The sequence below is a fragment of the Silvanigrella aquatica genome, from assembly GCF_001907975.1.
Lineage (GTDB): Bacteria > Bdellovibrionota_B > Oligoflexia > Silvanigrellales > Silvanigrellaceae > Silvanigrella > Silvanigrella aquatica.
Map to the genome: position 1 here is coordinate 2,360,436 of NZ_CP017834.1, position 25,680 is coordinate 2,386,115.

Genomic DNA, 25,680 nt, shown 5'->3' on the forward strand with positions numbered 1-25,680 from the left:
GTGAATGGGTGTAATATGTTTTCAATTAGAATAAAAATTTTATTGACTTGCTTCACATTATTCTTTCCCTTAGCAGCATTTTCCTTCGATATTTCATGTAAAGATGAAAAAGGAAAACCTATATTTAATTTGAGTTATGAAAAACCACTTTCTACTCAAATTTCAAATAAATTAGGTATAAAAACAGCTGTTCTTAAAGGATTTAATGACGCAAATGATCGTTATAGTTTTATTGCAAATTCTTTTTCCGAAGAAACAGCAGATAATATACATACTTTGACATTATTCGGATTTGGCCAAATCACTAAAAAATCTGCTGCGGGCAAAAGAAACACATCGTCTATTAAAACAATTAAACTCCACATTCCCAATGAAAAAAGCACAAAAAATTTTGGCACAGTTGAGTTCATCACCACAACATTTTTTCAAAATGAAGAACAAAAATTTGATTATTCCAGATGTCATTTTGAAGCCTTAATTACCAAAGAAATTAAAATATACAATCGCATTTTAGACGCATTAAATACTAATAAAAAATAATACTTTATTTTGTGATTGCATTTTTAGGAACTTCTAAGTGAATTCCATTGGGATAACCTCGATAAAAAACTCCATATATTTTATTTAAATAAGATAAAAATCCTTTTTTACCATCCCCTAGTCTTTGTGCTAAGTTTTGCCAATTAATTTTGTCACCATTATTTTCAATAGAAGACCAAGCGGCTTCAGATAATCCCGCCATTTTTGGTAAAATCATATACATCAAATGATCGGTGCTGGGGACAACTTCTGTCCACAAAGCTCCTTCCAAACCTAAGATTTGTTGGTAATTTGATATTTGTTGAATTTTATTTCCTAATAATAAAGTTTTATGCGTATCTAAAAAAGTTGTTGCCCACAATAAACCTGCTTCCTGCCATTGTGTTGTATAAGCAATATCGAAATATGCATAATCAGCAAAGGCAATAACAGTAGGATAATGATTTTGAATTAAATTTTCAGCCATTTGAATTCCTTGTGATGCCGCAGGAATCCAAACCCATGTGTGACCCATTTTTTCTGGAGCTATAACTTGCTTACCAATGAGACCCTCATCTTTTTGCACAATTTGTTGCCAACCTGAAAGTTTAATTTCGGGAGATAAATTTTCTGCTATCTGTTGAAAGAAATAATGAGTTTTTTCCAATGCTGAATTTAATTGATTCCAAGGATAATGCGCACAAGCAGGATAATTTGACAACGCATTTACGGCAACCTCATCTCCACTTAAACTGATTTCATTTGAATTTGCATAAATTGTCGTTTGATTTTTAAATTGATTGGCAATATTTTGAATTAATAAATTGATATTTTTTTTAAACTCCTCATTAGTTGTGTATTGACACAAAGGTAACACATTGTCTGTGTAACCTTGCACACCAAAATAAACAGATTTGTCATCGGGATCAGCAAATTTTTCCGGAGAAGATTTCATTAATGATCGCGCATGCCCAGGCATTTCAATTTCAGGAATAACGGTAATTTGTCTTTGATTTGCATATTTTATAATTTCTTGCACATCTAATTTTGAATAATATCCCTTATAGTTATCATTCGCTAATGCGTAGTTTGCATGTGAAATATTCGCAATATCAAACTTTCCATCAATTAAATAGTTTGGTGCTATTTCATATCCCCAAAATCTTTGGCTGCCAACATTGGTTAACTCAGGGAAATCGTCAACTTCAATGCGCCAACCTTCATCATCGGATAAATGCCAGTGAAGTGTATTGAGTTTATGAGATGCCATGACATCTAAAACTGACTTTATTTCATTCACCGTAAAAAAATGTCTTGCCACATCTAAAGAAAATCCCCTATAAGAAAATTTAGGATAATCGATAATTTTTTGTGAAGAAATCATAGTATTCGCATTCCATATCTGCCTCAGTGTTTCATAAGCATAAAAACTTCCCGCTGTAGAATTTGAATATATTTTAATGAGAATTATATTATTTTTATTACTTAAAATATCTATTATGTAACCTTCTTTTTTATTTTGAATATCTTCACATTTCTCATTTTGATCGCATGAAATAAATTGAATTCCAGAGTCTGAGTATTTATTCACAATATCAATATTTTCCAAATTTAAGTCTTGTATTAAAGATTTTTTTATCATTTTTGCAACTTGAAAATTATTAAAATTATTATAATAAATTTTCTTAATATCTTTAAAATTGACTTTTTTTTCATTAGGATATTTTTGCACAAAAGCGGGATTTGGAATAATAAAATTTTCATTATCAAAATTTGGTAATGAATTTTTCCAATTTTGATAGATATGATTTTTTAAATCTATTTCTACCTTTACAGGATCAAAGGACAAATTTACATAATCATGAACATCAATAGGATTCATTATTTTATTATCAATATCATATAAAAAAAAGCCCTGGGGCATGGCAGATATATTTTGTGGTGGCCACTTTGCCCCCTGAAGAACGACTCGATAGGAACGATTTTTATTTAAAGGATAATTTAATATGGGAGTCAATACAGTAAAATACCCTGCTGTTAAATCGGGTCTTTTAAAATCAGAATATTTCTCAATTTGAGGATTTCTATCGGTTTTTAAATCAGCACAGTTTATCAGATTATTTTGTTCGCAAATTTGCATTTTAATATTGGCATTAGGATCATAAAAAAAACGAAAGGAAAAAAATCCTAATTGCCAATTATTTACTGCTTGCTCATTTATATTCATATCAAACTGTGTTGTAAATGTTTGATTATCTGTTTCCCAAACATGCACGCTTGTGACAGTGATTTTTGAATTTATGCTCTCTTGATAATTAACAGAAAAAGCATAATGATTAAATAATAAACCTAACAAAATATAAAATATTTTAATTTTTTTATTCATCAAATCTAAATCTCCTTAATTTTTAAAAATGAAATTTTTATTCTATTAAAAATTAGATTATAAATTATTTTTAAAATACACTATACTAGTGATATATCTTCAGAAGAATTATTTATATTATTTTGCAAAATAAGAGGATCGATCATTTCTACATTTTCAATAACTTTATTTTCGAGAGAATCAAATAAACCAAAAATAGCTTGGCTCACAGAGTGATCGGGATAACCTATGACAATGGGTTTGACTTCAGAGTGGGACTCACGAACTTTTATGCTTGTGGGAATAAAGGGTTCTAAAATAGGAAAACCCACCTTTTTGAGATCTTGAATCATGCTGCTGGCGTGTTTTGTCCCTTTTTGAAATTGATTCACAATAATTCCTTTCACAACCAAATGCGGATTGTGATCTTGTTTAACCTCTTCAATTGTATTTTTAATTTCATGGGCAGCACGAATACTAAAAGCATCGCAATCAATAGGAATAATAATTTCATTGGCAGCTATTAGACAAGCAAGACTGAAAAAATCGTTAGCAGGGGGAGGATCTAAATAAACATGATCATAGGTATTATTTTTTAAGCCCTCTTTCAGTTTCATAATTTTATGTTTATTTTCAAGCTTTGTTCTTAATTCTTCAAGCTCTCTGTTGCATGCAACAATATGCAAATTTGGAATTTTTGTTTGTGTCGTTATATATTCAAAAATAGATTGTCTAAATATGTTTAAATGAAGACAACTCTCATAATAATGAGTCAGAGTTTTTTCGGGCTGTTTTTTTGAACCAAGCACGTATGTTGTGGCGTTCCCTTGCGGATCAGAATCTATTAATAGTGTTCTTTTACCACGAAGAGCGGCACAGGATGCTAAATTAACAGCTAATGTTGTTTTTCCAACTCCACCTTTTTGATTATAAATGACCCTTATTTTTTGAGACATAGTTTCTCCTTATCCAAACCAAATGCTGCGCCTATTTTTTAATTTGTCTACAATCGTATCCTGAATTTGTTCCTTTATCATACGACTCATCTTGTAGACAAGCACGCGGTCGTTTTCGGCACCGGGACCAAAATTAGAAAAATCAACTGAAGGCAAAATATGAATACTCCATTTGCTTGGTAAGGGAACAAGACCTAAAGGCCCAAGCCAAGGAAATGTCCAAGTCACAGGAGTATAGGGAACTCCTATCATTCTAGAAAAAACAGTTTCACGCGCTAACATAGGATGAATTTCTTCAGGCCCAATAAAAGCAACAGGAACAAGAGGCGCCCGTGTTCTCAGACATAATTTTATAAATCCACCCCGACCAAAGCGTGCCAAATGATATTTGTCGCGATAAAGTTTTCCTAGGCCTTTTACACCTTCAGGAAAAACAACCACAGGATGATTGTTTTCAAGAAGCTGTTGAGCATTTTCTTGACTGGCGCGCACACCGCCAAAACGATTCATCAAGGAACCTAAAAAGGGAAAGTGGAACAGAAAATCTTCCACCATAAAACGCAATTCACGATGCATATGATGTTCTTTTTGCACAGCCAATTTTAACATCGTCGCATCGTAAGGTAACCCGCCAGAATGATTTCCCACTAAAAGAGCAGGACCTTCTGCGGGTATATTTGAAATGCCATATGTTTCAACTCTCCAGTATTTAATATAAAAAAAGTCTAACAAAGGCCTTACAAATTTATCAAAAATAGGATCATATCCAAAAGGATCAACTTCTTCACTCCGTAACCTTAAAGAAAGTTCATGATATTTTTTTCTTAAATTAAATGGATTGAGTCCAGTAAAAAGATCTTCAGCAATAGATTCTTCAGATATATCTTCATGAGGCATGAGAGTTTTTTCAATTTCATGCCTGAACTCCTGCATTTTTCCAATAACACTATAAAGTTCTTCTTTGGTAGCAAATTTTTCTTGATTATTATTAAATTTACTTTGCAAGTCTTTTTCAATGCGATTAAATTGCTCAATCAACATTCTTCTTACATTGAAAATTTGATTTGAAAAATTTTGCAAATTTTCATTTGAATTATTATGTGAATGATTTGTCTTTTGGTTTGCAGATTGATTCATTTTTATTGTTACCTTTTAATAGATTTGCTGAAACCCTTGGGACGTTGCATAAGCAGCATCTTCACCTAAAGTCGAAGATGGCATTGAAAAACCAATTTTACGCAGCCGATTTGCCTCAATCATTGATTTTAAGGCCTGTCTACTGGAATATTTTGAAATAAATCCAAGAATATCTTCTGCTTTTTTAGCATCTCCTACACAAATAAATTGAAAAAAAGGAACGATATCTGAAGGCAAGTCCCAAATACGTGATGCATACCCTGCAGCAAAAAATGTGCGGCACATGGCAGAAACAAAGGGAACAGGAATTTTACCAGACATATGCACCCCCGTACTCAAAGGTAACACCCCCCTACCCACAATGTTAAAAACACCTTCCACTTGGGATGATAAAGCCGTAATTTCAGCGCGTACCGCATCATCTTCATGAATAAATTGAACCAGAGGATCATATCCCAAAACTTTAGGAATCACCCCTGCAAAAAAGTAACGGGCACGGACATTTGTAGAATTGGGCCCTAAAATGGGAGCAAATCGCAAAACGGTCACACAACAATTTTTATACATATTTGCAAATTCTTGAATTTGATTTTCAACGTCGACACGTGTTCTTACAAAATGCGGTCCTTGCATTTTTAAAGGATATTTCTCATGAATAAAATTTGGATTTTTAGGATGGGCACCATAAACAAATGTGGCACTATGAACAATAAGTCTCCCTATTTGTGCCTCAGCAACCGCATTTAAAACATGATATGTGCCAATAGACTCCACTTCATGATGATTTGATTTATTACGTGTTGGTCCTGAAAAAAGTGCACCGTGAATAAAAGCTGTTACCTTATTTTCAATCAACACAGAAGACATGCTTGAGCTAGCTTCATCTTTTGTTAAATCAACACGATGAAAGATAAATTTAGTAGAAACAATAGTTGGTGGTTTGATATCAAATATATGCACTTCTTTTATATTCGAAAGAGCGGCAAGTCTTTTCAGAACTTGTGATGTTAAAAAGCTCGATGCTCCTGTTAAGCCAATTCTTTCATGCATTTGTATATTGTCCATATTTCCTAGCCTATTTTCTTTCATATTGAAGCTTCCGGCATTTTCACATATACCACGGTACCATGAGCCCAAAGAGCTTGTATGTTCTTTAAAAATAACAAAGGAACGATCGTGTCAGAATTAAAAAATAAAAAAAACCAAAGAGATATCCAATTAGGCCTCGCCCCCATGGAAGGTGTGACTTGCCTCGCCACACGACTTTGGTTTTCCGTGACATCGACACCAGATTTTGCCATGACGCCTTTTCTGCGTGTGACTAGAGACTACCCTTGGAAACGGGTTGCTTCAACGTATGCAGCAGAAATTTTTGACCTAAAAGACTTTACCTCTTACCGTTTGATCCCCCAATTGATGGGAAATTCTCCCGAAGACCTCGAGCGGATTGCGTTACCTTTGCTACAGGGAACCTCCTTTGTCGATGTCAATTGCGGATGCCCTTCCCCTAAAGTGGTGGGAAGTCATGCCGGAAGTGGCTTGCTTGAAAAACAGGATGTGTTTGAATCCTTTTTAGAAGGACTTGAAGAACGCCTAGGCCATGGGCAATTTAGCATAAAAATGCGCTCGGGGTTTTTATCTCATGAGGAGTTTCCCCAACTTCTCAAAATTGTTTCTAAAAAAAATATCGCCCAGCTCACATTGCACGCCCGCACGCGAAAAGATCGCTATACTGGTCATGCCAAATGGGATTTAATCGATTTAGCAACCTTAAGTTGCCCGTTTCCCGTTGTAGGCTCGGGAGATATTATCAATGCCGAAAGTCTTGCCCAATTCTTAAGAATTGCTCCAAAAATTGATAAAGTCATCATTGGACGAGGAGCTCTTAGAAACCCTTGGATTTTCAATGAATTAAGAAGTAACAAAGCGGTTGAAATAACCGTGAGCACTCTTCTGCTTTCCTTATCCTGCTATGCCGTTTTACAAGAACTTTTAGCCCGCGAACCCCTGAAACTTTTTGCTCTTGTAAAAGCAGGATTATTTTTAGAAGCTTGCGAAACCGATGAAAATAAATGGGAAAAATTATATCATAAATTAACTGAAACTTTATATGGACAATCTGTTCCGCCATCCTCTCTTCAACTTGATAGAGCCAGTTTTGCCAGAGTGAAAATGATTTGGAATTCTTTGCGGAGTTCTTTAGGATCTGCTTTTATGAATCCACTTATTTTAAGGACTTCTAGCTTTTCTGATTTTGAAAAAGAAATTTTAAATACAGCTAAAGTGAGCAGTTCGCAATTGTTACTTAACCACAATCCTCAATATGATTGGATTTATTCAGGAGCAAAATCAAATGGAAACGAACCCACCTGAAAATTTATACAAAATGGAAAATAAATCTAAAGAAAATTCGATTCCTGAAAAAGATGATGCATCTAAACTCTGGGAACAATATCAATTGCAGCAGAACAAAAAAAAATGGGGGACTTGTATTTTATTTTCTTTTGTCATAGTTATTATTGTTATTCTTGTGTTCGTTGGGCTTTATATCGTACTTTCAACATCAGATCCCCTCAGCAGTCTATAATTTTGACCTCAATCACTATTGATTTGTTTTTTTGCGACCGATAAGATATTTGTTAGTACAGATAAATAATACCACTAACTTTTTCATCATTTATACATAAAAAAATGATCAGGAAGTGGCGCGCCTGATTATTTCGTTATGTAACCAGGATGTCATATGGGCAGTTTTGACAGAAAAGTGCTTGTTCTCGATTCAAGATACGAACCCGTTAAAGTCGTCACAATGGAATTAGGATTTGTTCTTCTCTATGCAGGAAGAGTCACATCTGTTCAAGATTCCGATCGTGTCATTCATGGCGTCTCGCGAAGTTGGAAAGTCCCTTGGATAGTCCGACTGGAAGGGTGTCGCCCCCGCACAAAAAGGCTAAATGGCCCCCGATTCTCAAGACAAAATATTTATTTACGCGATGGTTTTCGTTGCCAATATTGCCAATGTCTTGGCTTGGCTTCCACTCTCACACTCGATCACCTCCTTCCCTCAGCCAAGGGAGGAAAAACCACCTGGGAAAATATCGTAACAGCCTGCAAAAGCTGCAATATGAAAAAAGGCGCAAAAACCATTGAAGAATTGGGCATAAAGTTACAACGTCCTCCCTCACGCCCCCAATTGCACCCTACAGCCTTGTTTCCTTTACGTTACGGGATTACTACAAAGAATTCACCACCGGTTTGGTTACCTTATTTAGATCTTTCCGTAGCCGATCGCGCATTGGCGCTGGGCTTTGAAGCTTCCCCTGTATTTATTCCGGTATTTCAGCAAGATCCGGGCATTCAAGTTTGAATTTTATGATACAAAATTAATTATTTTTCCTGAATTAACGAAGGAAAAATAATTAATTTAATGCTTATTATTTCTTTTTTACTGACCATGAAGATCGATCATCTTCTTCTGTATATGATGAAAATTTTTCATCCAAGTTAGGGATAAAATTTGTTAGACGAGCTGGAAAATGTTTTTTAATAATTTCTTCATAAAGAAGAGGTCCTGTTAACTCTGTTGTTACGAATGTATTAGGCTTTATGCCATCGTATCTATAAAATTTAGTCCTGTTTGTTGAATTAAGATAAACTTCATAGTTTGCATTTTCAATTGCAACTCTCACGCCACGGTAGTTTTTAATTAAATCTTCATAATTTATAATTATTTTATTTCTTAATTGATTCAAAAAATCATTTTCTCTTTTCATTTTATGAGAAGCAATAATATTATTATTTAAATTTCCAGCCATTTTAAAAATACCTTCAATAACATAAACTTTACCTATCTTATTAAAAAGATCTTCAAATTTTAAATGACTAAACCTATTCATATGAGCTTTCATTTTTACAAACATAAATTTATAAGTATCAGGAATTTTTTTATCACTCATAAGATGATCATAATAATAAGTTGAATATTTTCTTCCAGAAATTTGTAAATTATTAAAAAGAGATTCATACATAGCAATATTTATATTTTTTAATAAATCATTATCTAATTTCTGCATTTTAAGAAGCTCTTCTTTTTCTAATTTACCACTAAAAATATTAACTTCATTTTTTAAAGTGGGTAAAATATCGACATCAATATAAATTCCACCTTTTTGTATTAATACCTCTAAACGCACCATATCGGAAGCAGCAGCTAAATTCATTCTTTCATTCATCTCTTTTTTATAATATGGTGCCAATTTTGAATTTAGCATAACCTCTTTCACATCGTGAAGAATCACATTTTTATTTTTCGCTAAAAAATCGGACATATTTTCAGTGAATTCTTTTTTTAATTGTTGACTATTTCTTTTTAAAAACTGTCCTTTATCGATTATATTTTTATCAATTAAAAATTGAATTCTATCATTATCAGTTATAATATCTTTATTTTTAACTCCGACATAAAACTCATCTTGCATATCTATAATTTGTTTTGCCATAAAAGTCCTAATATCATTAGTGTTCATAATATTATAATCTTCTAATGAAATAAGACCATTAGGATCAATTTTTTTTCTAATTTGAGAACTTGTTTGATATACATATAATGAATTTGGATCATACCAAATATGTATTTTATATTCAGGATTTACTTTCGCCCAAATTTCGATATAACTTTTTTGAATTTCACCCAAATTTCCTCCCAACCAAACAAAATGCAAATCTTTTAGAATTTTTTTTGCGTAGCTATCATAAATTTGAAATAATTTTTTATAAACTAATGAAAATTTATTACTATTTATCATATTTTTTGCATCTATTTTATCCAATGAAACCATGATATCTAATAATAATTTTTTTTCCAATTTCTCATTAGATGCGGTTTTTTTTAATTCTTCCTTATATTTATTCATTAAGGAAAAAGCATTTGATTTATTAATATATTTTTCACTTAATGTTAATGAACTTTTAAGATTTTTCTTAGCATCTTGAAGTAAATTGAGTCTTTCTTGAATCTGATTTTGGATAGGAAAATCTTGAATATTTAGTTGATCATGATTTATTGAATATAATTTTAAAGGAGCCATTAAGAAAAATATAAAAATACAATAAATTACTCTATTGCTAAAAAATTTTACAGACATAAAGTTCCTTTATAAACTATAAACTTATAAGCGCAAATTTAACAACTAAATACATGAGATTATTTTATTGAAACGAATTTATTTGTAATAGATATGATATTTTTATAGCTTTAAATTTTCAACATCAAAATTATGATGTTTTAAAAAAATTAGGTAATACAACTCGCCTTTGCAAGCAAAGATGGAAAAGAGAGCATTATGACAGAACTCAAAGATCAATTTATTGATGTGAATGGCTATAAAACCCGCTTTTGGTCTCAAGGAAGTGCAGATTCTGTAATCATACTGCTACATGGCTTTGCCTTGTCCGTGGAGCTCTGGGAACAAAATATCAATGAGCTTGCCCAAGATCACAGGGTTATTGCTCTCGACCTACTGGGTTTCGGCCTGACAGATAAGCCCAAAGGCAAACATGATATCAACATTTTTCCGGACTTTGTTTACGCATTCATGCAAAAAATGAATATATTAAAGGCACATTTAGTCGGCCACTCCATGGGAGGACTCATAGCGACCCGTCTCGCACAAATTCATCCTGAAAGCATTTTATCACTTATCATTTTAAGTGGTGCCGGATTTAAAAAAAACATACCCATTCATTTCCGCATTTTTTCACTTCCCTTTATTGGGGAAATTCTAGCAAGACCCAACAAAAGAGGTCTGGAAAGCGCTCTTCGCAAAAATACATATGAAAGAATTGATGCCACAAAAAAATTAGCGGAGAAATTATATGAATTTTCCTTACACCCCGAAATGGCAGCTCTTCTGTTAAAGGTAACAAGGACAGCTATTAATTTTTTTGGCTTTAAAAACAGTATATTGCGCACCATAAAAAAAGAATGCAACAAGTTAACAATGCCTGTTCTCATAATTTGGGGACAAAATGATTCTATTATTTATGTGAGTCATGCTTATACTGCAAATAAAATAATACCAAATTCTAAGCTTGTCATTTTCGATAATTGTGGTCACCTGCCCCAATTGGAGCATCCCAAAAAATTCAATAATCTTCTTCGAGAGTTTTATAAAAACATAGCTAAAAATACCTTTAATTAGCTGAAAATACTTAAAAAATACAACATTTTAAACCTTCCAATTTAATATATTTCATTGACAATCTCTGTTTAACAAGGTTTTATGAGGCTCTGTTTAATTGGCTAGTTGCCCAATCTATGGAGCCTGATATTTATGTCCACCAATGGAGCGCCTGTTTCAAATTTAAAAGTTATGATTGCTGGGTTTGCCGCCTTTGCTATGTTTTTTGGCTCTGGCAATCTCGTGTTTCCTCTTATGATGGGAAGCGAATCGCAATCAAATTGGATTTTTTCATCTTTTGGTTTGGCAATTACGGGCGTCTTAGTTCCTTTTTTGGGATTAGCGGCTTTAACTTGCTTAAAAGGTTCGCAAGATGCCTTTTTTAGATGGCTTGGTAAAATAGGAGCATGGGTTGTTCCCTTTCTTATTCTCCTTCTTATTGGACCATTTGGTGTAATCCCACGCTGTATCACAGTGGGTTTTGGAGCTTGGCAATCCTTTGTACCGACAACTCCTATTTGGATGTTTGCACTGGGATGCGTCATCGTTATTTGGTTTGCCACATATGGAAATGGCAAGATTGTCGATATTATTGGAAAATTCTTTACCCCGGTTAAACTCGGCGCTCTGGCTCTCGTGATCGGCGGCTCACTCTATTATGCACTAAACTCTAATATTGAAATTGCGCAAAGTTCTTTAACGCCCACAAGCTCTTTTAAAACAGGTTTTTTTGAAGGCTATCATACCATGGATCTCATGGCCGCTTTATTTTTTGGAGTGAGCCTTGTTCATTACTTTAAAACAAAAGATTCCGAAAATATTCCTTTTAAACCCACTTTGTCAGCCATGGCATTAGGAATGTTTTTATTAATGATTGTTTATATGGCTCTTGTTTATTTAGGTGCTGCTTACTCATCTCAAATTTCACATTTACCTGGTCCACAAATTCTTCCTGAAATTGCCCGAATTGCTTTAGGCAGCGCTTCAGATTACTTAATCTCATTTACCTTGGTTGTTTCCTGTTTAACGACAGCAGTCGCTCTCACCTCTGTTTCCGTAGACTTTTTATGCAATAAAATTCCTTTTTTAAGTAACAAACGTCAAATGACACTTGTCGCTTGTTTAGTTACCACATTTGTCATTGCGTTATCAGGATTTACCGGAATTATGTCTTTTATGGCTCCTATTTTAACGTTTCTTTACCCCTTCCTTATTGCTTTAGCTCTATTAAATATTTTAATGTATTCCATTAAATATATTAAAGTTCAAAAGAAGTTAAAAAGTCAGGAAGAAGCCGCTTAGTAACGATGAGCCTCTCATATAGACGTCTTGACTTAAAACAGGTACAAACAAAACCATTCACCAGAGGTGCCGTTACGCGGCTGAGATTGCCATAAGGCTAAACTCTTGGAACCTGATCTGGATCATACCAGCGTAGGAAGAGTGAAAAATGTTTGTCCTATTTATTTCATATTTTTAAAAATATCTTAATAATTTAATTTTATTAAATTATTATTTGATATTCTATTCTCCTCTAGAGCAAGAACGATTTTTGATGCTATTTATTTTGCTAATATATTTGAAACACTTCCAGCCGCTTATACTTGGATTGCATTAATTAAAAATAATAAAAATGAAATGAATGAACTTATCGAATGCTGTAATTTATATGGAAATAAGCAAACAATTGCTAGAATAGATTTTTTTCTAGAAAATCAGAGATGCTATAAGTTATACCGCGCAACGAACTGGTTTTTCTTCTGCTTTTATTGAAAAGGATTATTATTGTTCCTTAGTCCTAAAAATGCTTTATGAACATGATCAATTAAAAAATTTATTAATCTTTACAGGAGGAACACTTCTATCAATTTTTGTGACAATGGAAATGAAAGAAAAAAATAGCTGATATTTTTAAAACATTAATAACTATTGTTTTAAAAGAACTCGACTTTAAAGTAGTTTCCCCATTTAGGGGTTACAATGAATCCTATTCATTCTTGAATCGGGTTTTAATATATTTGAAGATTCTTTTATTGAACTTGTAAAAAGGATTATAAAAAAAACCACATTTTTAATGTTTTAAATACATTTATAAATTTTATTAAACGCACATTTTTGAAGAGACAAATAAATCAAAATTTTTTCATGCAACTTAAATTACTTGTTATATGATCAAATAGTATTGTCAAGCCGTTTTTTTTTTCATATCTGCAACTCAGTACAACAACATATAAGAAGTTATTATAATATATTTTTAATTGATTTAAATTAATTTATATGAGAAAGTATTTTTGACATTTTTTAAATAATTAGAGAAAGCTTAGCCATGACAAGTATAATCAAATTTAAAAACATTGTTACCTCCTCGCTATTTCCAGAGTATCAATTAGAAATGAATTATGAAAATGAAATTGCAAATTCAATTTCATATCTTTCTTCAAAAAATGCTTTAAATAGCATTGAAAGCGACCCCTATTGGCCTAAATGGGATTCTCCGTGGTGGCATATGCTATTGCTTTATGAAATGAATGAAACTAAAAAAATTCCCGAAATCACAATTTTAAAAATGGTAGAGAAACTCAAAAATTTACCAATTAAATACTTTCCCATTTATCCAGAAGAAATTCCCGAAAATATAAGTAAACTCCGCGACACGTCCTGTCACTGTGCCTTAGGTAACATTTATCAAGTTTTATTTGACTATGGAGTTAATGTTGATAAAGAACTTCCTTGGATTAAATCTTGGTTTTTTAAATATCAAATGAGAGATGGAGGATTGAATTGCGATGAAAAAGCCTATCATGAAACAGAAGAATGCCCTAGCTCCATAGTAGGAACTATTGGCGCCTTTGAAGCTGTACTTCTAAATTACACAGAAAATAATGATTGCCATGAAGAAATCAAATTTATCGATCAATGTGCTCAGTTTTTTATTGAAAGAAAATTAATGCTAGGATCTTCTAGTAAGCACAATCATGAAGAATGCCTTGATGAGGAGAAATGGCAGAAAACATGTTTTCCCCGATTTTATCTCTATGATATTTTACGCGGTCTTACAGCATTGCTAAAATGGTCTCATCTTCGTTCTAAACCCATTCCCTTAAGTTCTATTTTTGATGCCACATCTCTTCTCATTCAAAGCTCTCCAGATGGATTCATAAGAAACCAAAGACAAAGTTACTCCGGAGTAAATTCCTATTTTATAAATCCCAATAATCATAAAACAGAAAAAAAAGAGGCTTCATTTTTTTCTTTGCTTAAAGAAACAAGTATTTTAAATAATATTTCTCCCTATCTTACCAGGCATTGGTCAGAAGCAAAACTTATGCTCATGTCACTTATCAATAAAAATCTTATTTATTAATTTTGATATGTTTCCCACAAATATTTAGATTACCAAGTCTAACTTTATTAGTTCTGCAATAGTTAATACCCATCAGCATTCGGTAAGAATAAATTTTCTGCTTAAAATTTAATCGCATTCAAACAAATGTTACTATTTTTAATTTCAATAATTCCGCCAATTTGATTTTCAATACAAGCATCTTTTTTTAAGCTAATATAAAGATTGTATAATTCTTTCTGGCTATTTGGAAAAGACGAACTATGTATTGAAAATACAGGAATGCATGAAATTTTGTGCGCGTCTAAAAATGGGAATGCTTTTATTTCTAAGTTAACTAAATAAGGGAATAAGCCTTCGTGAATGCAATAATTTTTTGAACTATCCATTGTTATTTTATAATTATTTAAAATTTTCCATTCGTCCCAGTTTATTTTTTCAATGCCTAACCAAGAAGGTTTCCAAAGAGGTAATAATAATAGTATTATTATTAGAATTTTTTTTGGTACAACTTGGTTTTTTAAAAGGCCATATAATGCAAAAGCCCAGATAGCAAGAGGATAATATAAACTGTATTCTGAAGGATTTCCTTGAGAAACACCATATAAAACTATAATTGGAAGAGAAGCAAATAAAACTTCCAGATTGAATAATGGAATAAAAAGCATTGGTATATATAAAATTTTCCATCCAGAAGAATAAAATAAATTTTTAGCAAAAATTATTGGATTATTTATTAAATTTATTAAAATCTCAAAAGGAGAACTTCCCCATTGTCTCCACCATCCAATATATCCAACCTCCTGAATATTGCTCAATCTCAAAAAATAAGGCTTTACAATACCAAAGTTAATGAATCCAAAAAATATGCTTAATAAAATTAAAAATAATGGCATATAAAATGATATTTCTGTTTGATTATTTTTTACTTTATTTATAATTATTTTAAATGCTATAGCAATTGAAAATCCTATTATATAAATAATAGCATCCTCTTTTACACTTAAAAATAAAAAAGCATAAATAATTAGTGGTATATTTTTTTTATCTAAATAAGATGTCAGTATTGCAAATAAAAATAAAGGGTAAAAGAATTCTGGATAAAAATTTCCATGCAAAGCTTGAACAGTAAATCCGCAAGTCCACCAGCAGATTGAAGATAAATATGCAATTGAGCTTTCATATCCTAGCTGTTTAGCAATTTTAATAATTTGTATTCCTGGAATCCACAGTATTATGGAAGATAAAATAACTAACAATAATGGATGTGGAATAATATAATAAAATGGGAGTACTAAAAATAAAACCCAATTTTGATGGATACCAAAGTGATAAATTTGTGTAATATCTTCATATCCCCAATGTCCATTAATGGCATTTTGTAATAAGCCTTCAAATATACTAAAATCTATTCCCGATATTTTAAAGCCATAGTACCGTGACAAAGAATCACATATATAGGAAACAAAAGATAAAATTATAAGAGAAAAATATACACGTTTAGAAGGTTCTGAAAAGAAATTTTTTTTATTTTTAATAATATTTATTTTAAATAAAAAATAAATTATAATTGACAGACCAATTACTGCATAGTGATAATTTCTAAGTTCAAAAAGCTTTCCACCTCCTGATAACAGACCTATTAAGGGTATACAAAACATGATATTAAATGCGATAAATAAAAAATTCATTAAAATAACCAATTTAGTAATGTTAAGTTATAAAAAAACATAAAAAAATTAAATAATATTAAAATTTTTAGTTTGTTTGAAAAATTAATTGGTTTTATTTGAAAAATCCCAAAAAAATTTCTTGTAACATTGACAATAAATAAATTTTAATTTATTTATTGTCAACTAAAATCGGTTCTAATGCAGGTTTTTTAAAAACAAACGAAATGTTATGGTTATTACAACAAAAATATATTTGAGAAAAATGGTAAAATATTAGTCACTTCTCATAATCAAAATGAAGTAATTTGGCAGCTTTTAGATGATTATGATTTAAAAAATGAAAATGCTAGAATTTTAAGTTTAAAAGTAGTTAATAAATTAAATCACTCTGTTTCGAATGTGGGAAGATTTTTTTATGTTACGAGGCCGTAATTGATTCAGAATGGATATTCGTCGAAGGAAGATATGTCTGCACGTACCAACATGCGAGCAGAGCTCGGCTTGGAGAGGAGAGCCATCGGAAAATCTGCCGGAGGAGCAATAGCTAAAATTCACATTGCCGCCGATGCGCATGGTAATCCGATCGATTTTGGTTAGACTTGCTAAACACAAAAAACTATGTATTATCAGATATTTAATAACAAACCTTATTTATATAATTCTTATTTTTTTGCAAAACCTTCCCAAATTAAAGGATGCCATAAGTTTTTGTCATCAAATTTTGTTGTTTTAGGCAGTATAGGATTTTTCAAATAAAAGATTTTTCTTGTATTTAAATGAGAGATTTCTAAAAATTTTTTATTATATTTATCAAATACACTTTGAAATGATCCATCCTGTAAGGCAATTTTAAATCCATCTTTTATTCGAGATTCTAAATTCTTATCTTTCTTATTAACGAAAAAATAATAGCCTGTTGGATATGCAATTGCCCATTTATCTATAACTGTGATATTAAATTCATTCTCACGATCCTTTGCAATGGGATACACCTCTAAAGCACCCAAAGGAAAAATATCGAATCTTTTAGCTACAAGCATAGGGAATAAATTGAGGTACGCTGTGGTTGTTTGCACATTAATTTTATTACTTTCTAATACAGTCGTATCAGGCCAATCAAAAACTTGCCCCGCACTTAATGCCGTCAATTCTTTTAAAGTCGTTACATTTTCAAGTTTGTCTTTATCAGATTTAAGCACAATAGGTATCCTAACACCAAGTAAACCTTTAAATAAACAAATACGAATGGCTTTTGCCGATTTTTCTCTATCTATTGAGCTCATTGAGGCAATTACGTTAACTTCCGCATTCTTGCGATCTAATTCCTGAAACGCCCTTGATTGTGACATTTTTATTGATTTTACCAATTCATAACTACCATATTTATTTTTTGATTTATCTAAAACTAATTTTAACACTGCCAATTCATAATTTAATGAATCATCATTTTGTGATGCGGAAAGATTGTGTTTAATTATAGTAGCAGCAAATATTTGAGGTATCATACAAAATAAGAAAAATAAGAAAAATAAAAAAACAAAAACCTTTATATATCTGATTATATTAATCATAAAATCCGTTTCCTTAATTTTTTCACAAGATAACTCTTATTAAAAGTATCATATTGGAGTTTTAGAATAAATGTAACCACTAAAGAAAAAAACATGTTGCTATTTGACTAATTTTCGTACCTTTTTTAAGGACAGCTGTAAGCAACGCCAGAGAAAATTTGCGATCTTATGTTTGAATTCCAATTTCTTAATGCATCTTGTGAAATAACCAAATGCGTTGCCCCTTTTTCACCAGCTTGATTTCTCAAATCATTAATAATATACGGCTCATCACCACTGTGAGTTGATTGAGATGTTTGAATAGGAACACAATGATAACGCGGAACACAATGTGGAGAATTTGAAGGACAAAAATTATAATCGCATTGTGAAATGGTGTGATTTTCAGGTCGAACCATTCGATCGGTAAGGACAGTTCCTAAATTCTTACAATCATTTCTATTTAAAGAATTTACAACATTGACCCTGGCGCCTTCTTCTGTCAATCTTCTATCTTTATCCGAACAACTTATTAAGAAGAATAAAGCAATAAAAGACAAATATAAACCAATAATTTTCATTTTATTCCTTATTATAACTTTATTAATAAACATTTTAATATTAGAAAACTTCTAAAAAATCCCATTTATTAAAATAAATAGTTGATGCTTTTTCTAAATAAATTTTTAAAAGTTGTCAAATTTAAATTTATAATTATGAAATATTTTATTAAGTATAATTAAATATATTATGTATATTATTTAATATACATAATTTTAAAATTTATTAACAAGCCAAAACAAAAACGAAATGAATATACTTATAAGAATACAAGTTGTAATAGGCAGATAAAAAGAAAAATTCTCATTTTTAAAATATAAATCCTCAGGCAATATCTGAGCTTTTTTTCAAGACTTCTTTTGCTAATGAAATTGCTGGTGTTGTATTAGCTGTTGATCTTATACTTATGACTTTACTATCCTCATTGAATTTATTATTTTCCATTAAATTTTCAATTAATTTCAAAAAATAATGTACATTTACACTAAAAAAATATTCCATCTCTTTCAAATTAGGAGTTTCACTTTCTCCATAGGGACTGGCTCAATGCACTAGCAAATCAATATTTTGAATGTTGTTTAAAAAAATATTTAAATTTTCAATAATGTTAACTTTGGAAATATCTTGTGATAAATAATTTATATTTTTAAAATCAGGATTTTCTTTTTGCCCTATAGCATAAATTTCATATTTTTCATTTGCATTCAGGTCTTGACAAATTGAATTTCCTAAGCGACTAGAACCACCTATTATAAGCGCTATTTTTTTTGATAATTCATGTTTATTTTCTCCATATATTATTTAGTCTATATTTTAATAACACTTTGGAAGTAAATCTATCGAAATATTTAAAGTCTCGAAATTTTGTATACCATAATTCTGCGATTATCTCACAATATTCTTATTTTCTATAAATAAAAATCTCTATCAAAACTCTCCCTCATTCTATGCGCTGGAGCCCTTTCCAGTTGTGTTGTAAATAACGCACCAATGGAAGGAGTTTTATTAACCAATACCTCTTCTCCTGTTGCAGCAATATCCAACGTGGGTGCTAGTAAAACAGGAAAATCTTGTGCGAAGGGATTTTTAGGTTTTGCCCTTGGAAAAACATCGCTCGATGAAGCCATGAAGAATGGAAATATTACAAAAATATCTTATGTTGAGCGTGAAGATTTTAATTTCTTATTAATAGCCGCAAGTCACTATATTGTAGTTAAGGGTGAATGATATTTTTGCCAGTACAATATTGCTAAATTTATTTAAGTTTGCAAAATAATTCTCTAATCGATGTTTATTAACTTTACAGTTTAGCCATACCTGAAATTTTAACATCAAGACTTACTAATATTTTTAATAGCGTATCTGTTGTAGCATTGTGATAATGATCAAGTTCATAACGAGCAATTTGCCTAGATAACGCCAGCAACCATCAATATCATTAGGTTCGAACTTTGAAGTAACAAAACTGCCATCAATCCAAATTCTTTTAACACCTGCCTGCCTAAAATTTTCAATAGCACTTTTTAACCCTATCATGAGCGCTTCTCTTCTTGGATTGCTATTTCCAAATCTAAATTTTACTTGCTCAAGAATTGCCACATGCTCTCCAGGGGGCAAATTTATATATTCAAATAAATTAACAATTAATTTTTAATTTATTCACTCAAATTATAAGTTTTCATTTGATCTTTCGTGTATCTTTCTCCTGCTATAACATGGGAGGGCGCTATTTTACTCATTGCTTTTAATTCGTCCTCAGTTAGTTTGATATTTGCAGCTTGAATATTTTCAAGAAGATACCGTTCGCGTTTTGTTCCAGGAATGGGAACAATATTGTCACCTTTTGCTAACACCCAGGCAAGAGCTAATTGCGCTACAGTGCAATTTTTCTTTTTAGAAATTTCTTTTAATTCTAAAATAATTGCATTATTTTTTCTTAAATTTTCTTCTTTAAAACGGGGTAAATTATGCCTAAAATCATCTTTAGAAAGATCTTCTAATTTTAAATTATCCGTTAAAAGCTGTCGGCTAAGAGGGCTATATGCAACAAATCCAATCCCATATTTACGGCACATATCGAGAACACCGTTTTCTTCTACTCCCCTACTCATTAAAGAATATTCACTTTGAACTGCAGACAGCCCCGCTCTTCCATCGGTATATTTTAATAGAGCTAAGTGTGCTCTTTCAATTTGCTCAGCTCTTGCTTCCGAAATACCAATGTGAAGAATTTTTTTATCGTTCCATAATTGAGCAAAAGCTTTCATGCTTTCTTCAAGAGGTGCACTTTGAGGACCTTTTTCATCAATACGATGTAAATAATAAATATCAATGTAGTCTGTTTGAAGACGCTTTAAACTATCATGACAGCATGTCATAATGTAATCGCAAGTGTTGTTAACAACTCTTTTTGTAGAATCCGATTTGTCTCTGACTAATCCACATTTAGTAGCGACGACAATATTTTTCCTGTCATGATTTTTTATGAACTCACCTATTAAAAGTTCGTTTTCACCTGTGCCATAGATGTCTGCTGTATCAAAAAAATTAATGCCCGCATTCAATGCTGTTTTCAAGGTTTTTAATGATTCTTCTTTTGAAGCTTGACCATAAAATTCGGACATACCCATACAGCCAAGACCCTGGCTCGATACTTTGAGATTTCCTAAAAATCGGGAAGAAAATATTTGCATAAATATTGTTCCTTTTTATAAAATTTTCACTTTGAAATTGAACTAACCCTATGAGACCAGCTACAACAATTAATACTTCTTCAAGAGCCATTATTAAAACTTCTTTTTTAATTTTCATTTAAAAAGGATTCAATCATTTTATAAGACCTCTTTGTTGCAAGTTCATTATATGCAGATCCTGAATTAATATTGCTTCCTGCCAAAGGATTTGTAAAACTATGTGCTGAATTTGCAAAAGTGACTACTGTAACATCAGATTTTAAATTTGCCATTTCTTTCTTGAAAAGATCTATCTCTTCCATAGAAATAAAAGGATCTTTTTCTCCATGAAATATTAATACCTTTTGAGATGACTTCTTTTGAATATTTTTAGTTCCAAAAAATATTTTCCCATGCAGCGTAATTGCCGAAGTAATATCCATTCCGCTTCGTATCACTTCAAGAGCCAAAACGGCTCCAAAACAATAGCCCATTGTTGAGATAGATAAATCTTTATTTCCGAAGTGGTTCCGAATAAAGTTTATTGGTGCCCGAGATCGCGCCGTAAATATTTTTTTATTTTCATCAAGTAAATTCATTTCATATTGAGCTTCTTGATAATTTTTACAAATTTTCTGATTGCCGTACAAATCGACACAAAAAACGGCACGATTTTCTTTAACGAATGCATTCGCAACATCTTTAAAATGCGAACTCAATCCGAAAGCATCTGGATAAATAACGAGCACTTGATTGATCTCTGCATTTTCTTGATGCACTAGATATCCTTGAAAAGAAATTTTTTCAAAATCTGAATAATATTGACAGTCTAATTTTACCATTATTTATAGCTTTCTTTTTAATATAAAGAATAAGTCGATTTAGAATTTATCTTGCTATATAATATATAAACATCAGATAAAAACCCATACTATTTCAAGAGCTATTTTTGATATATAAAATTTATAAATTTTGCAATATAATATTTTATAAATAATTTATTTAAATTACATATTTTATAGATATTTTTTCACTTTTTTTTTAATAGCATTTATTTATTTTAAATTTAGGGCACGTCCTCAATTTGAATGAGGCTCCTCATTCATTTTATAATTCATTTACAGGAGGAAGAATAACTAAAATTCATATTGCCGCCGATACGCATCCTTATAAAATTCGCCATCTTGCAGAAAATTCATTTGCGATACTTAAAAATTTTCGCAGTATTGCGACTCGCTATGAAAAAATTTCTCATAATTTTAAAGCTATAATTTGATTCTTTTTTCAACAATTCTCACTTTTATAAATACAAATAAAATCGAAAGAAGTAAATATACAACTAAAAAGACATGAATAAATTCAATAAAATTATGATTATCATGATAAAAAATTTTTAAAATAATAGTTATTAAATTTAAAATAAGAAAAATATTTTGAGTAATAGACATATAATAGCAAGCATATAAATTAAGTATCTTCCAATTTTTCTTAGATTCTAAAGATTTCTTTGTGCGAAAGCCAAAAAATTTATTGGGTTCACTGTGTTTTATAGAGTGAAAAATACCCATAATTATGAAGTAGGAAAAAATGAATAATATATTTTCTATGTAAATCACTTAGAGCCTAATTAAATTAAAATTCCTGGATAATTTTTCACTTTATATTTTGAAACTTATTAATATTAAAAAATGTTAATCTATTTATTATTTTCAATAGCACTGATAATATTTTTAACAGAATGAGGCAATCCATTTTGCCATTTTAGCAAAAGAGTGCTTTCAAGTCTCTTATCCCACGTTGTCCATGAATTCACATTTTTCCATACCTGCCAAACTTTTTCGGCCGTAATTTTTGAGGAAACTTCGCTATGCTCGATAATATATTGCTTCATGATTATTTTCTCATTTTGTTATAGTTTGTGAAATTTTGATCAATTTAGTCCCGAATATATAGCTCATTATTTCCAATACTTAAGTATTTAATACCCTCCATTTCCTTTATTTCCAATGGGACAGCAGTAAATTTATTTTGTCCAAGATCAAAGGATTCTAAATTATTCATTTGAACAATGGATTTTGGCAGAGCTGCTATTTGGTTATGAAATAAATGAAATTGTTTTAGTTTTCGTAAATTTCTAACTCTTTCAGGCAGTATACTGATATTGTTATTTCCTAAATCTAATATCGTTAAATTTTTTAATAACAATAATTCCTCAGGGAATATAGAAAATTTATTATTATTTAATTCAAGTCTATCTAATTTTTGTAAATTTTTAATATTTTCAGGAAGTGAAGTCAAACGATTATTTCTTAATTCTAATTTTTTTAATTTATTTAATAATAGGACATTCTTAGGAAATTCTTGTAAAGAACATGAAGTTAATCGCAGATCTTCAAGATCTGGAAACTCTTCTGCAAACCAAGATGGAATTTCATTTATTTTATTTCCATTCAATATTATTGTTTTTAATTTATTTAATTCCCTTAATTCTTCTGGAATTTTAGACAAATTATTATCAGATAAATTAATATATGTTAAGTTTTTTAGCCCTTTAAAAAGAGTCACATCGTTAGACCTATCTTTATCATTATATAAACTCTCAAGATTCATTCCATTTATTTTTATTGATTCAAGATCCTTTAAATTCGAGAAGGTATCTTCTTTAATTGGTTTGTAATTTTTATTATTAAAAATTACATTATATAAATTTAAGTCTTTTAGTCTAGTTAAAGTAGAAAAAATTCCTTCTGGCAAAGAATTGAACTTATTATTACTTAAATTTAATTTTTCTAAATTTTTCAACTGCAAAATACTATTAGGTAATATTTCAAGTTGAGTAGAACTTAATTTTAATTCTTTTAAATTAACAAAAGGAGTGAAAAAATCCTCTGGTAAATGATTTAAATCATTGCTATTTAAATTTAAACCCTCCAATTTTTTTAATTCTTTTAAACCTATTTTTATATTTTCATTAATATTCATATACCTCATATATGATAAGTTTAATTTTTTTAGGTTTTGCAGTCCATAAAATATTTCTTTGGGTATATTTATTATTTTAGAACTTGATAAATCCAATTCCTCTAAATTTTTTAATTCTATTATATTTACAGGAATCTCTTTAAAGTCGTTACTCCCTATCCATAATTTATTTAAATTTTTAATCTTTACAATGTTTTGAGGAAACTCATTTAAATTTGTACTTCTCAAATCTAAATTTTCGAGATTATTGAATACTGAAAAATCAAAATCAATATGGGGGTTATTATAAAAGAATATTTCTTTTATCTTTAATAAATTTTTCATACTATTTGGAAGTCTATTTATATTATTCAACCACATACCTAAGACTTCCAAATTTACAAGATCTCTAAAAATTTCATCAGGAATAAATTCAAAATTATTTTCGGATAGAAACAATATCTCTAAACTATTCAGACCATAAAATAATTTTTCAGGTAGCAAAGTAAGTTTGTTTTCAACTAAAAATAATTCTTTTAAGTTTGGAAGCTTATGAAAAACATTTTCAGGAAGCGAGGTTATTCTATTATGGCTTAATGTAAGAAATTCTAAATTACCTAGACCACTAAACATTCCTTGAGTCACTCTAGAAATTTGGCTGTCCATCAAATATAATTTTTTTAAATTTTCCATACCACTGAATATTCCCTCATGGAGAGAAATCAGATTTTTTCCATTTAATTTTAATGCTTTTATATAATGGAATCCGGTGAAGGGGCTTAAATCTATGTCATAATCAGGGATATCGATTAAACCTTCTTCAAACTCTTTACTCGAATTTTGCATATAGGATTGAATAGCTTTTGCCGATTGCACTGGCAAACTGTCGTTATTTAAATTTACCCAATATTTAAAGGTATGATTCAAAAGAATTGCAAAAGAATTAACTTTGTTGCCTTCTGCATCATTTATATGAAACTGACAATGTGTTGCTTTGGGAACGGAATTAGGAACCTGTGCTAAATTTATAAATTGGCTATTAATTTGAAATTTAACTTCATAACATTTTTGATCTGAATTTTCCGCATTGACTATAAATCTATTTTTTATAATATCATCATTATAATGATTATCTAATGGCAATATAAAGCGATTTAATTCCTCATGATTTTCTGTTACTCCTCCCGAAGTCAAGCTTAAATCTTGCGATCGGGCAAATTTTCCTTCTATCACGTTGCTTTGAACATCGGGAACTAAATAAACAATTTCGACACACTCATTTTCTTCTGATTTCTCTAAAGAGTATGTGCACATTTTATTATTTGCGTTACTCGTTTGCATTTTATTTTTAACGGGCATACTTACTACAGTTGATTCTTCTTCGACACTCTTCTCTTTTTGATCTGAATACTGCGATATATCTTTATTATTATTTTGTGCAATTTGCTCTTCGTTATTTAAAGATTTGTTGACATAATAAATGGTTAAAAAAACACCCCCAAGTAAGAACATATCTCTAAAAACGTTCATATTGTTTCCTTTAATTTGTGAAAATTATTAAATTTTAATTCAAAGACATTCATTAAAAGCAAAAATGGCAGTTAGAATTTCAAAAGAACAATTTATAATTAAATGATTAAATTTTTAAAATCAATAAAAACAACTTACCAATTTTATTTATTTTTCAACAAATAAAATATTAAATAAATTCAAAATATCTATAAATTATGTATTTTATTTTCTCACCTAGAATAGGAATCAAGG

At 30.4% G+C, this 25,680-nt stretch carries 23 protein-coding genes, 1 pseudogene and 1 riboswitch; of the genes and pseudogenes, 9 read left to right on the top strand and 15 right to left on the bottom strand.

Annotated elements, in window-relative coordinates; translation table 11 throughout:
- Positions 1–15 precede the first annotated feature (15 nt).
- Positions 16–540, top strand: a complete 525-nt coding sequence (locus AXG55_RS09975; RefSeq protein WP_148697977.1) for a hypothetical protein — start codon at positions 16–18, stop codon at positions 538–540.
- 4 nt (positions 541–544) lie between these two features.
- Here AXG55_RS09975 and AXG55_RS09980 read toward each other — a convergent pair whose 3' ends face one another.
- The 4 genes from AXG55_RS09980 to AXG55_RS09995 all read right to left on the bottom strand — a co-directional run bounded on the left by AXG55_RS09980 (position 545) and on the right by AXG55_RS09995 (position 6,066).
- Positions 545–2,905, bottom strand: coding sequence for a family 20 glycosylhydrolase (locus AXG55_RS09980; protein ID WP_237244010.1), 2,361 nt, complete (start codon positions 2,903–2,905; stop codon positions 545–547).
- 80 nt (positions 2,906–2,985) lie between these two features.
- Complete coding sequence (locus AXG55_RS09985) at positions 2,986–3,840, bottom strand: ParA family protein (RefSeq protein ID WP_148697979.1); 855 nt, start codon at positions 3,838–3,840, stop codon at positions 2,986–2,988.
- Positions 3,841–3,849: 9 nt separating this feature from the next.
- Positions 3,850–4,977 carry a lysophospholipid acyltransferase family protein gene (locus AXG55_RS09990; RefSeq protein ID WP_148697980.1) on the bottom strand — a complete coding sequence of 376 codons (1,128 nt, stop codon included), beginning with the start codon at positions 4,975–4,977 and terminating at the stop codon, positions 3,850–3,852.
- A 15-nt stretch (positions 4,978–4,992) separates the two neighbouring features.
- Positions 4,993–6,066 carry an NAD-dependent epimerase/dehydratase family protein gene (locus AXG55_RS09995; protein ID WP_148697981.1) on the bottom strand — a complete coding sequence of 358 codons (1,074 nt, stop codon included), beginning with the start codon at positions 6,064–6,066 and terminating at the stop codon, positions 4,993–4,995.
- An 87-nt stretch (positions 6,067–6,153) separates the two neighbouring features.
- On the opposite strand from AXG55_RS09995, the gene AXG55_RS10000 reads away from it, so the two are divergent.
- The 3 genes from AXG55_RS10000 (at position 6,154) to AXG55_RS10010 (ending at position 8,344) form a co-directional block, all read left to right on the top strand.
- Positions 6,154–7,350 (top strand): tRNA-dihydrouridine synthase family protein, encoded by a 1,197-nt coding sequence (locus tag AXG55_RS10000; protein WP_233231140.1) that lies wholly within the window; start codon positions 6,154–6,156, stop codon positions 7,348–7,350.
- A complete protein-coding gene (locus AXG55_RS10005) occupies positions 7,331–7,564 on the top strand; it encodes a hypothetical protein (protein WP_148697983.1) in 234 nt (77 codons plus the stop codon). Before AXG55_RS10000 ends, AXG55_RS10005 begins: the two co-directional genes overlap by 20 nt.
- Before the next feature lie 156 nt (positions 7,565–7,720).
- The gene (locus AXG55_RS10010; protein WP_148697984.1) at positions 7,721–8,344 is read left to right on the top strand and encodes an HNH endonuclease; all 624 of its coding nucleotides are present in this window, start codon (positions 7,721–7,723) and stop codon (positions 8,342–8,344) included.
- Between the two features lie 67 nt (positions 8,345–8,411).
- Here AXG55_RS10010 and AXG55_RS10015 read toward each other — a convergent pair whose 3' ends face one another.
- Complete coding sequence (locus tag AXG55_RS10015) at positions 8,412–10,121, bottom strand: TcdA/TcdB catalytic glycosyltransferase domain-containing protein (RefSeq protein WP_148697985.1); 1,710 nt, start codon at positions 10,119–10,121, stop codon at positions 8,412–8,414.
- Positions 10,122–10,319: 198 nt separating this feature from the next.
- On the opposite strand from AXG55_RS10015, the gene AXG55_RS10020 reads away from it, so the two are divergent.
- From AXG55_RS10020 to AXG55_RS10030, 3 genes are all read left to right on the top strand, one after another.
- Positions 10,320–11,177 (top strand): alpha/beta fold hydrolase, encoded by an 858-nt coding sequence (locus AXG55_RS10020; protein ID WP_148697986.1) that lies wholly within the window; start codon positions 10,320–10,322, stop codon positions 11,175–11,177.
- Positions 11,178–11,309: 132 nt separating this feature from the next.
- A complete protein-coding gene (locus AXG55_RS10025; protein ID WP_148697987.1) occupies positions 11,310–12,458 on the top strand; it encodes a branched-chain amino acid transport system II carrier protein in 1,149 nt (382 codons plus the stop codon).
- Between the two features lie 52 nt (positions 12,459–12,510).
- Positions 12,511–12,615, top strand: a riboswitch (TPP riboswitch).
- 867 nt (positions 12,616–13,482) lie between these two features.
- Entirely contained in the window at positions 13,483–14,520 is a 1,038-nt protein-coding gene (locus AXG55_RS10030) for a hypothetical protein (RefSeq protein ID WP_148697988.1), read from the top strand.
- Positions 14,521–14,621: 101 nt separating this feature from the next.
- Here AXG55_RS10030 and AXG55_RS10035 read toward each other — a convergent pair whose 3' ends face one another.
- The 4 genes from AXG55_RS10035 to AXG55_RS15170 form a co-directional block, all read right to left on the bottom strand.
- Positions 14,622–16,190: a DUF2079 domain-containing protein gene (locus AXG55_RS10035; RefSeq protein ID WP_148697989.1), complete on the bottom strand. Its 1,569-nt coding sequence runs from the start codon at positions 16,188–16,190 to the stop codon at positions 14,622–14,624.
- A 644-nt stretch (positions 16,191–16,834) separates the two neighbouring features.
- Positions 16,835–17,743, bottom strand: coding sequence for an amino acid ABC transporter substrate-binding protein (locus AXG55_RS10040; protein WP_148697990.1), 909 nt, complete (start codon positions 17,741–17,743; stop codon positions 16,835–16,837).
- Positions 17,744–17,868: 125 nt separating this feature from the next.
- Entirely contained in the window at positions 17,869–18,303 is a 435-nt protein-coding gene (locus tag AXG55_RS10045) for a hypothetical protein (protein WP_148697991.1), read from the bottom strand.
- A gap of 195 nt (positions 18,304–18,498) precedes the next feature.
- Positions 18,499–18,615 carry a DUF2905 domain-containing protein gene (locus tag AXG55_RS15170; protein ID WP_233231141.1) on the bottom strand — a complete coding sequence of 39 codons (117 nt, stop codon included), beginning with the start codon at positions 18,613–18,615 and terminating at the stop codon, positions 18,499–18,501.
- A 658-nt stretch (positions 18,616–19,273) separates the two neighbouring features.
- Here AXG55_RS15170 and AXG55_RS10055 point away from each other — a divergent pair.
- A complete protein-coding gene (locus AXG55_RS10055; protein WP_148697992.1) occupies positions 19,274–19,510 on the top strand; it encodes a TRL-like family protein in 237 nt (78 codons plus the stop codon).
- Positions 19,511–19,633: 123 nt separating this feature from the next.
- On the opposite strand, the gene AXG55_RS10060 is transcribed toward AXG55_RS10055, so the two are convergent.
- The 3 genes from AXG55_RS10060 to AXG55_RS10070 form a co-directional block, all read right to left on the bottom strand.
- On the bottom strand, positions 19,634–19,900 hold the full coding sequence (locus AXG55_RS10060; RefSeq protein ID WP_419248034.1) for a DUF6932 family protein: 267 nt from the start codon (positions 19,898–19,900) through the stop codon (positions 19,634–19,636).
- A 38-nt stretch (positions 19,901–19,938) separates the two neighbouring features.
- Complete coding sequence (locus tag AXG55_RS10065; RefSeq protein ID WP_148697994.1) at positions 19,939–20,976, bottom strand: aldo/keto reductase; 1,038 nt, start codon at positions 20,974–20,976, stop codon at positions 19,939–19,941.
- 107 nt (positions 20,977–21,083) lie between these two features.
- The gene (locus AXG55_RS10070) at positions 21,084–21,797 is read right to left on the bottom strand and encodes a dienelactone hydrolase family protein (protein ID WP_148697995.1); all 714 of its coding nucleotides are present in this window, start codon (positions 21,795–21,797) and stop codon (positions 21,084–21,086) included.
- Between the two features lie 314 nt (positions 21,798–22,111).
- Here AXG55_RS10070 and AXG55_RS14980 point away from each other — a divergent pair.
- Positions 22,112–22,231, top strand: a pseudogene (locus AXG55_RS14980) (IS5/IS1182 family transposase); the annotation flags it as partial.
- On the opposite strand, the gene AXG55_RS15175 reads toward AXG55_RS14980, so the two are convergent.
- The 3 genes from AXG55_RS15175 to AXG55_RS10090 form a co-directional block, all read right to left on the bottom strand.
- The gene (locus tag AXG55_RS15175) at positions 22,221–22,523 is read right to left on the bottom strand and encodes an SdpI family protein (RefSeq protein WP_419248045.1); all 303 of its coding nucleotides are present in this window, start codon (positions 22,521–22,523) and stop codon (positions 22,221–22,223) included. The pseudogene AXG55_RS14980 and the gene AXG55_RS15175 overlap by 11 nt on opposite strands.
- A gap of 128 nt (positions 22,524–22,651) precedes the next feature.
- Positions 22,652–22,846, bottom strand: coding sequence for a hypothetical protein (locus AXG55_RS10085; RefSeq protein WP_148697998.1), 195 nt, complete (start codon positions 22,844–22,846; stop codon positions 22,652–22,654).
- Between the two features lie 44 nt (positions 22,847–22,890).
- Positions 22,891–25,446: a leucine-rich repeat domain-containing protein gene (locus AXG55_RS10090; protein ID WP_148697999.1), complete on the bottom strand. Its 2,556-nt coding sequence runs from the start codon at positions 25,444–25,446 to the stop codon at positions 22,891–22,893.
- Positions 25,447–25,680: the final 234 nt, after the last annotated feature.

Excerpts from the sequence above, each read along its gene's own strand:
- AXG55_RS10065 (WP_148697994.1), bottom strand. The coding sequence starts at position 20,976 with ATGCAAATATTTTCTTCCCGATTTTTAGGAAATCTCAAAGTATCGAGC.
- AXG55_RS10070 (WP_148697995.1), bottom strand. The coding sequence starts at position 21,797 with ATGGTAAAATTAGACTGTCAATATTATTCAGATTTTGAAAAAATTTCT.
- AXG55_RS10035 (WP_148697989.1), bottom strand. The coding sequence starts at position 16,190 with ATGAATTTTTTATTTATCGCATTTAATATCATGTTTTGTATACCCTTA.
- AXG55_RS10055 (WP_148697992.1), top strand. The coding sequence starts at position 19,274 with ATGGAAGGAGTTTTATTAACCAATACCTCTTCTCCTGTTGCAGCAATA.
- AXG55_RS10085 (WP_148697998.1), bottom strand. The coding sequence starts at position 22,846 with ATGAAGCAATATATTATCGAGCATAGCGAAGTTTCCTCAAAAATTACG.
- AXG55_RS09990 (WP_148697980.1), bottom strand. The coding sequence starts at position 4,977 with ATGAATCAATCTGCAAACCAAAAGACAAATCATTCACATAATAATTCA.
- AXG55_RS09985 (WP_148697979.1), bottom strand. The coding sequence starts at position 3,840 with ATGTCTCAAAAAATAAGGGTCATTTATAATCAAAAAGGTGGAGTTGGA.
- AXG55_RS09980 (WP_237244010.1), bottom strand. The coding sequence starts at position 2,905 with ATGAATAAAAAAATTAAAATATTTTATATTTTGTTAGGTTTATTATTT.
- AXG55_RS10040 (WP_148697990.1), bottom strand. The coding sequence starts at position 17,743 with ATGATTAATATAATCAGATATATAAAGGTTTTTGTTTTTTTATTTTTC.
- AXG55_RS10020 (WP_148697986.1), top strand. The coding sequence starts at position 10,320 with ATGACAGAACTCAAAGATCAATTTATTGATGTGAATGGCTATAAAACC.
- AXG55_RS10005 (WP_148697983.1), top strand. The coding sequence starts at position 7,331 with ATGGAAACGAACCCACCTGAAAATTTATACAAAATGGAAAATAAATCT.
- AXG55_RS10090 (WP_148697999.1), bottom strand. The coding sequence starts at position 25,446 with ATGAACGTTTTTAGAGATATGTTCTTACTTGGGGGTGTTTTTTTAACC.
- AXG55_RS10045 (WP_148697991.1), bottom strand. The coding sequence starts at position 18,303 with ATGAAAATTATTGGTTTATATTTGTCTTTTATTGCTTTATTCTTCTTA.
- AXG55_RS09975 (WP_148697977.1), top strand. The coding sequence starts at position 16 with ATGTTTTCAATTAGAATAAAAATTTTATTGACTTGCTTCACATTATTC.
- AXG55_RS09995 (WP_148697981.1), bottom strand. The coding sequence starts at position 6,066 with ATGAAAGAAAATAGGCTAGGAAATATGGACAATATACAAATGCATGAA.
- AXG55_RS10010 (WP_148697984.1), top strand. The coding sequence starts at position 7,721 with ATGGGCAGTTTTGACAGAAAAGTGCTTGTTCTCGATTCAAGATACGAA.
- AXG55_RS10015 (WP_148697985.1), bottom strand. The coding sequence starts at position 10,121 with ATGTCTGTAAAATTTTTTAGCAATAGAGTAATTTATTGTATTTTTATA.
- AXG55_RS10025 (WP_148697987.1), top strand. The coding sequence starts at position 11,310 with ATGTCCACCAATGGAGCGCCTGTTTCAAATTTAAAAGTTATGATTGCT.
- AXG55_RS15175 (WP_419248045.1), bottom strand. The coding sequence starts at position 22,523 with ATGGGTATTTTTCACTCTATAAAACACAGTGAACCCAATAAATTTTTT.
- AXG55_RS10030 (WP_148697988.1), top strand. The coding sequence starts at position 13,483 with ATGACAAGTATAATCAAATTTAAAAACATTGTTACCTCCTCGCTATTT.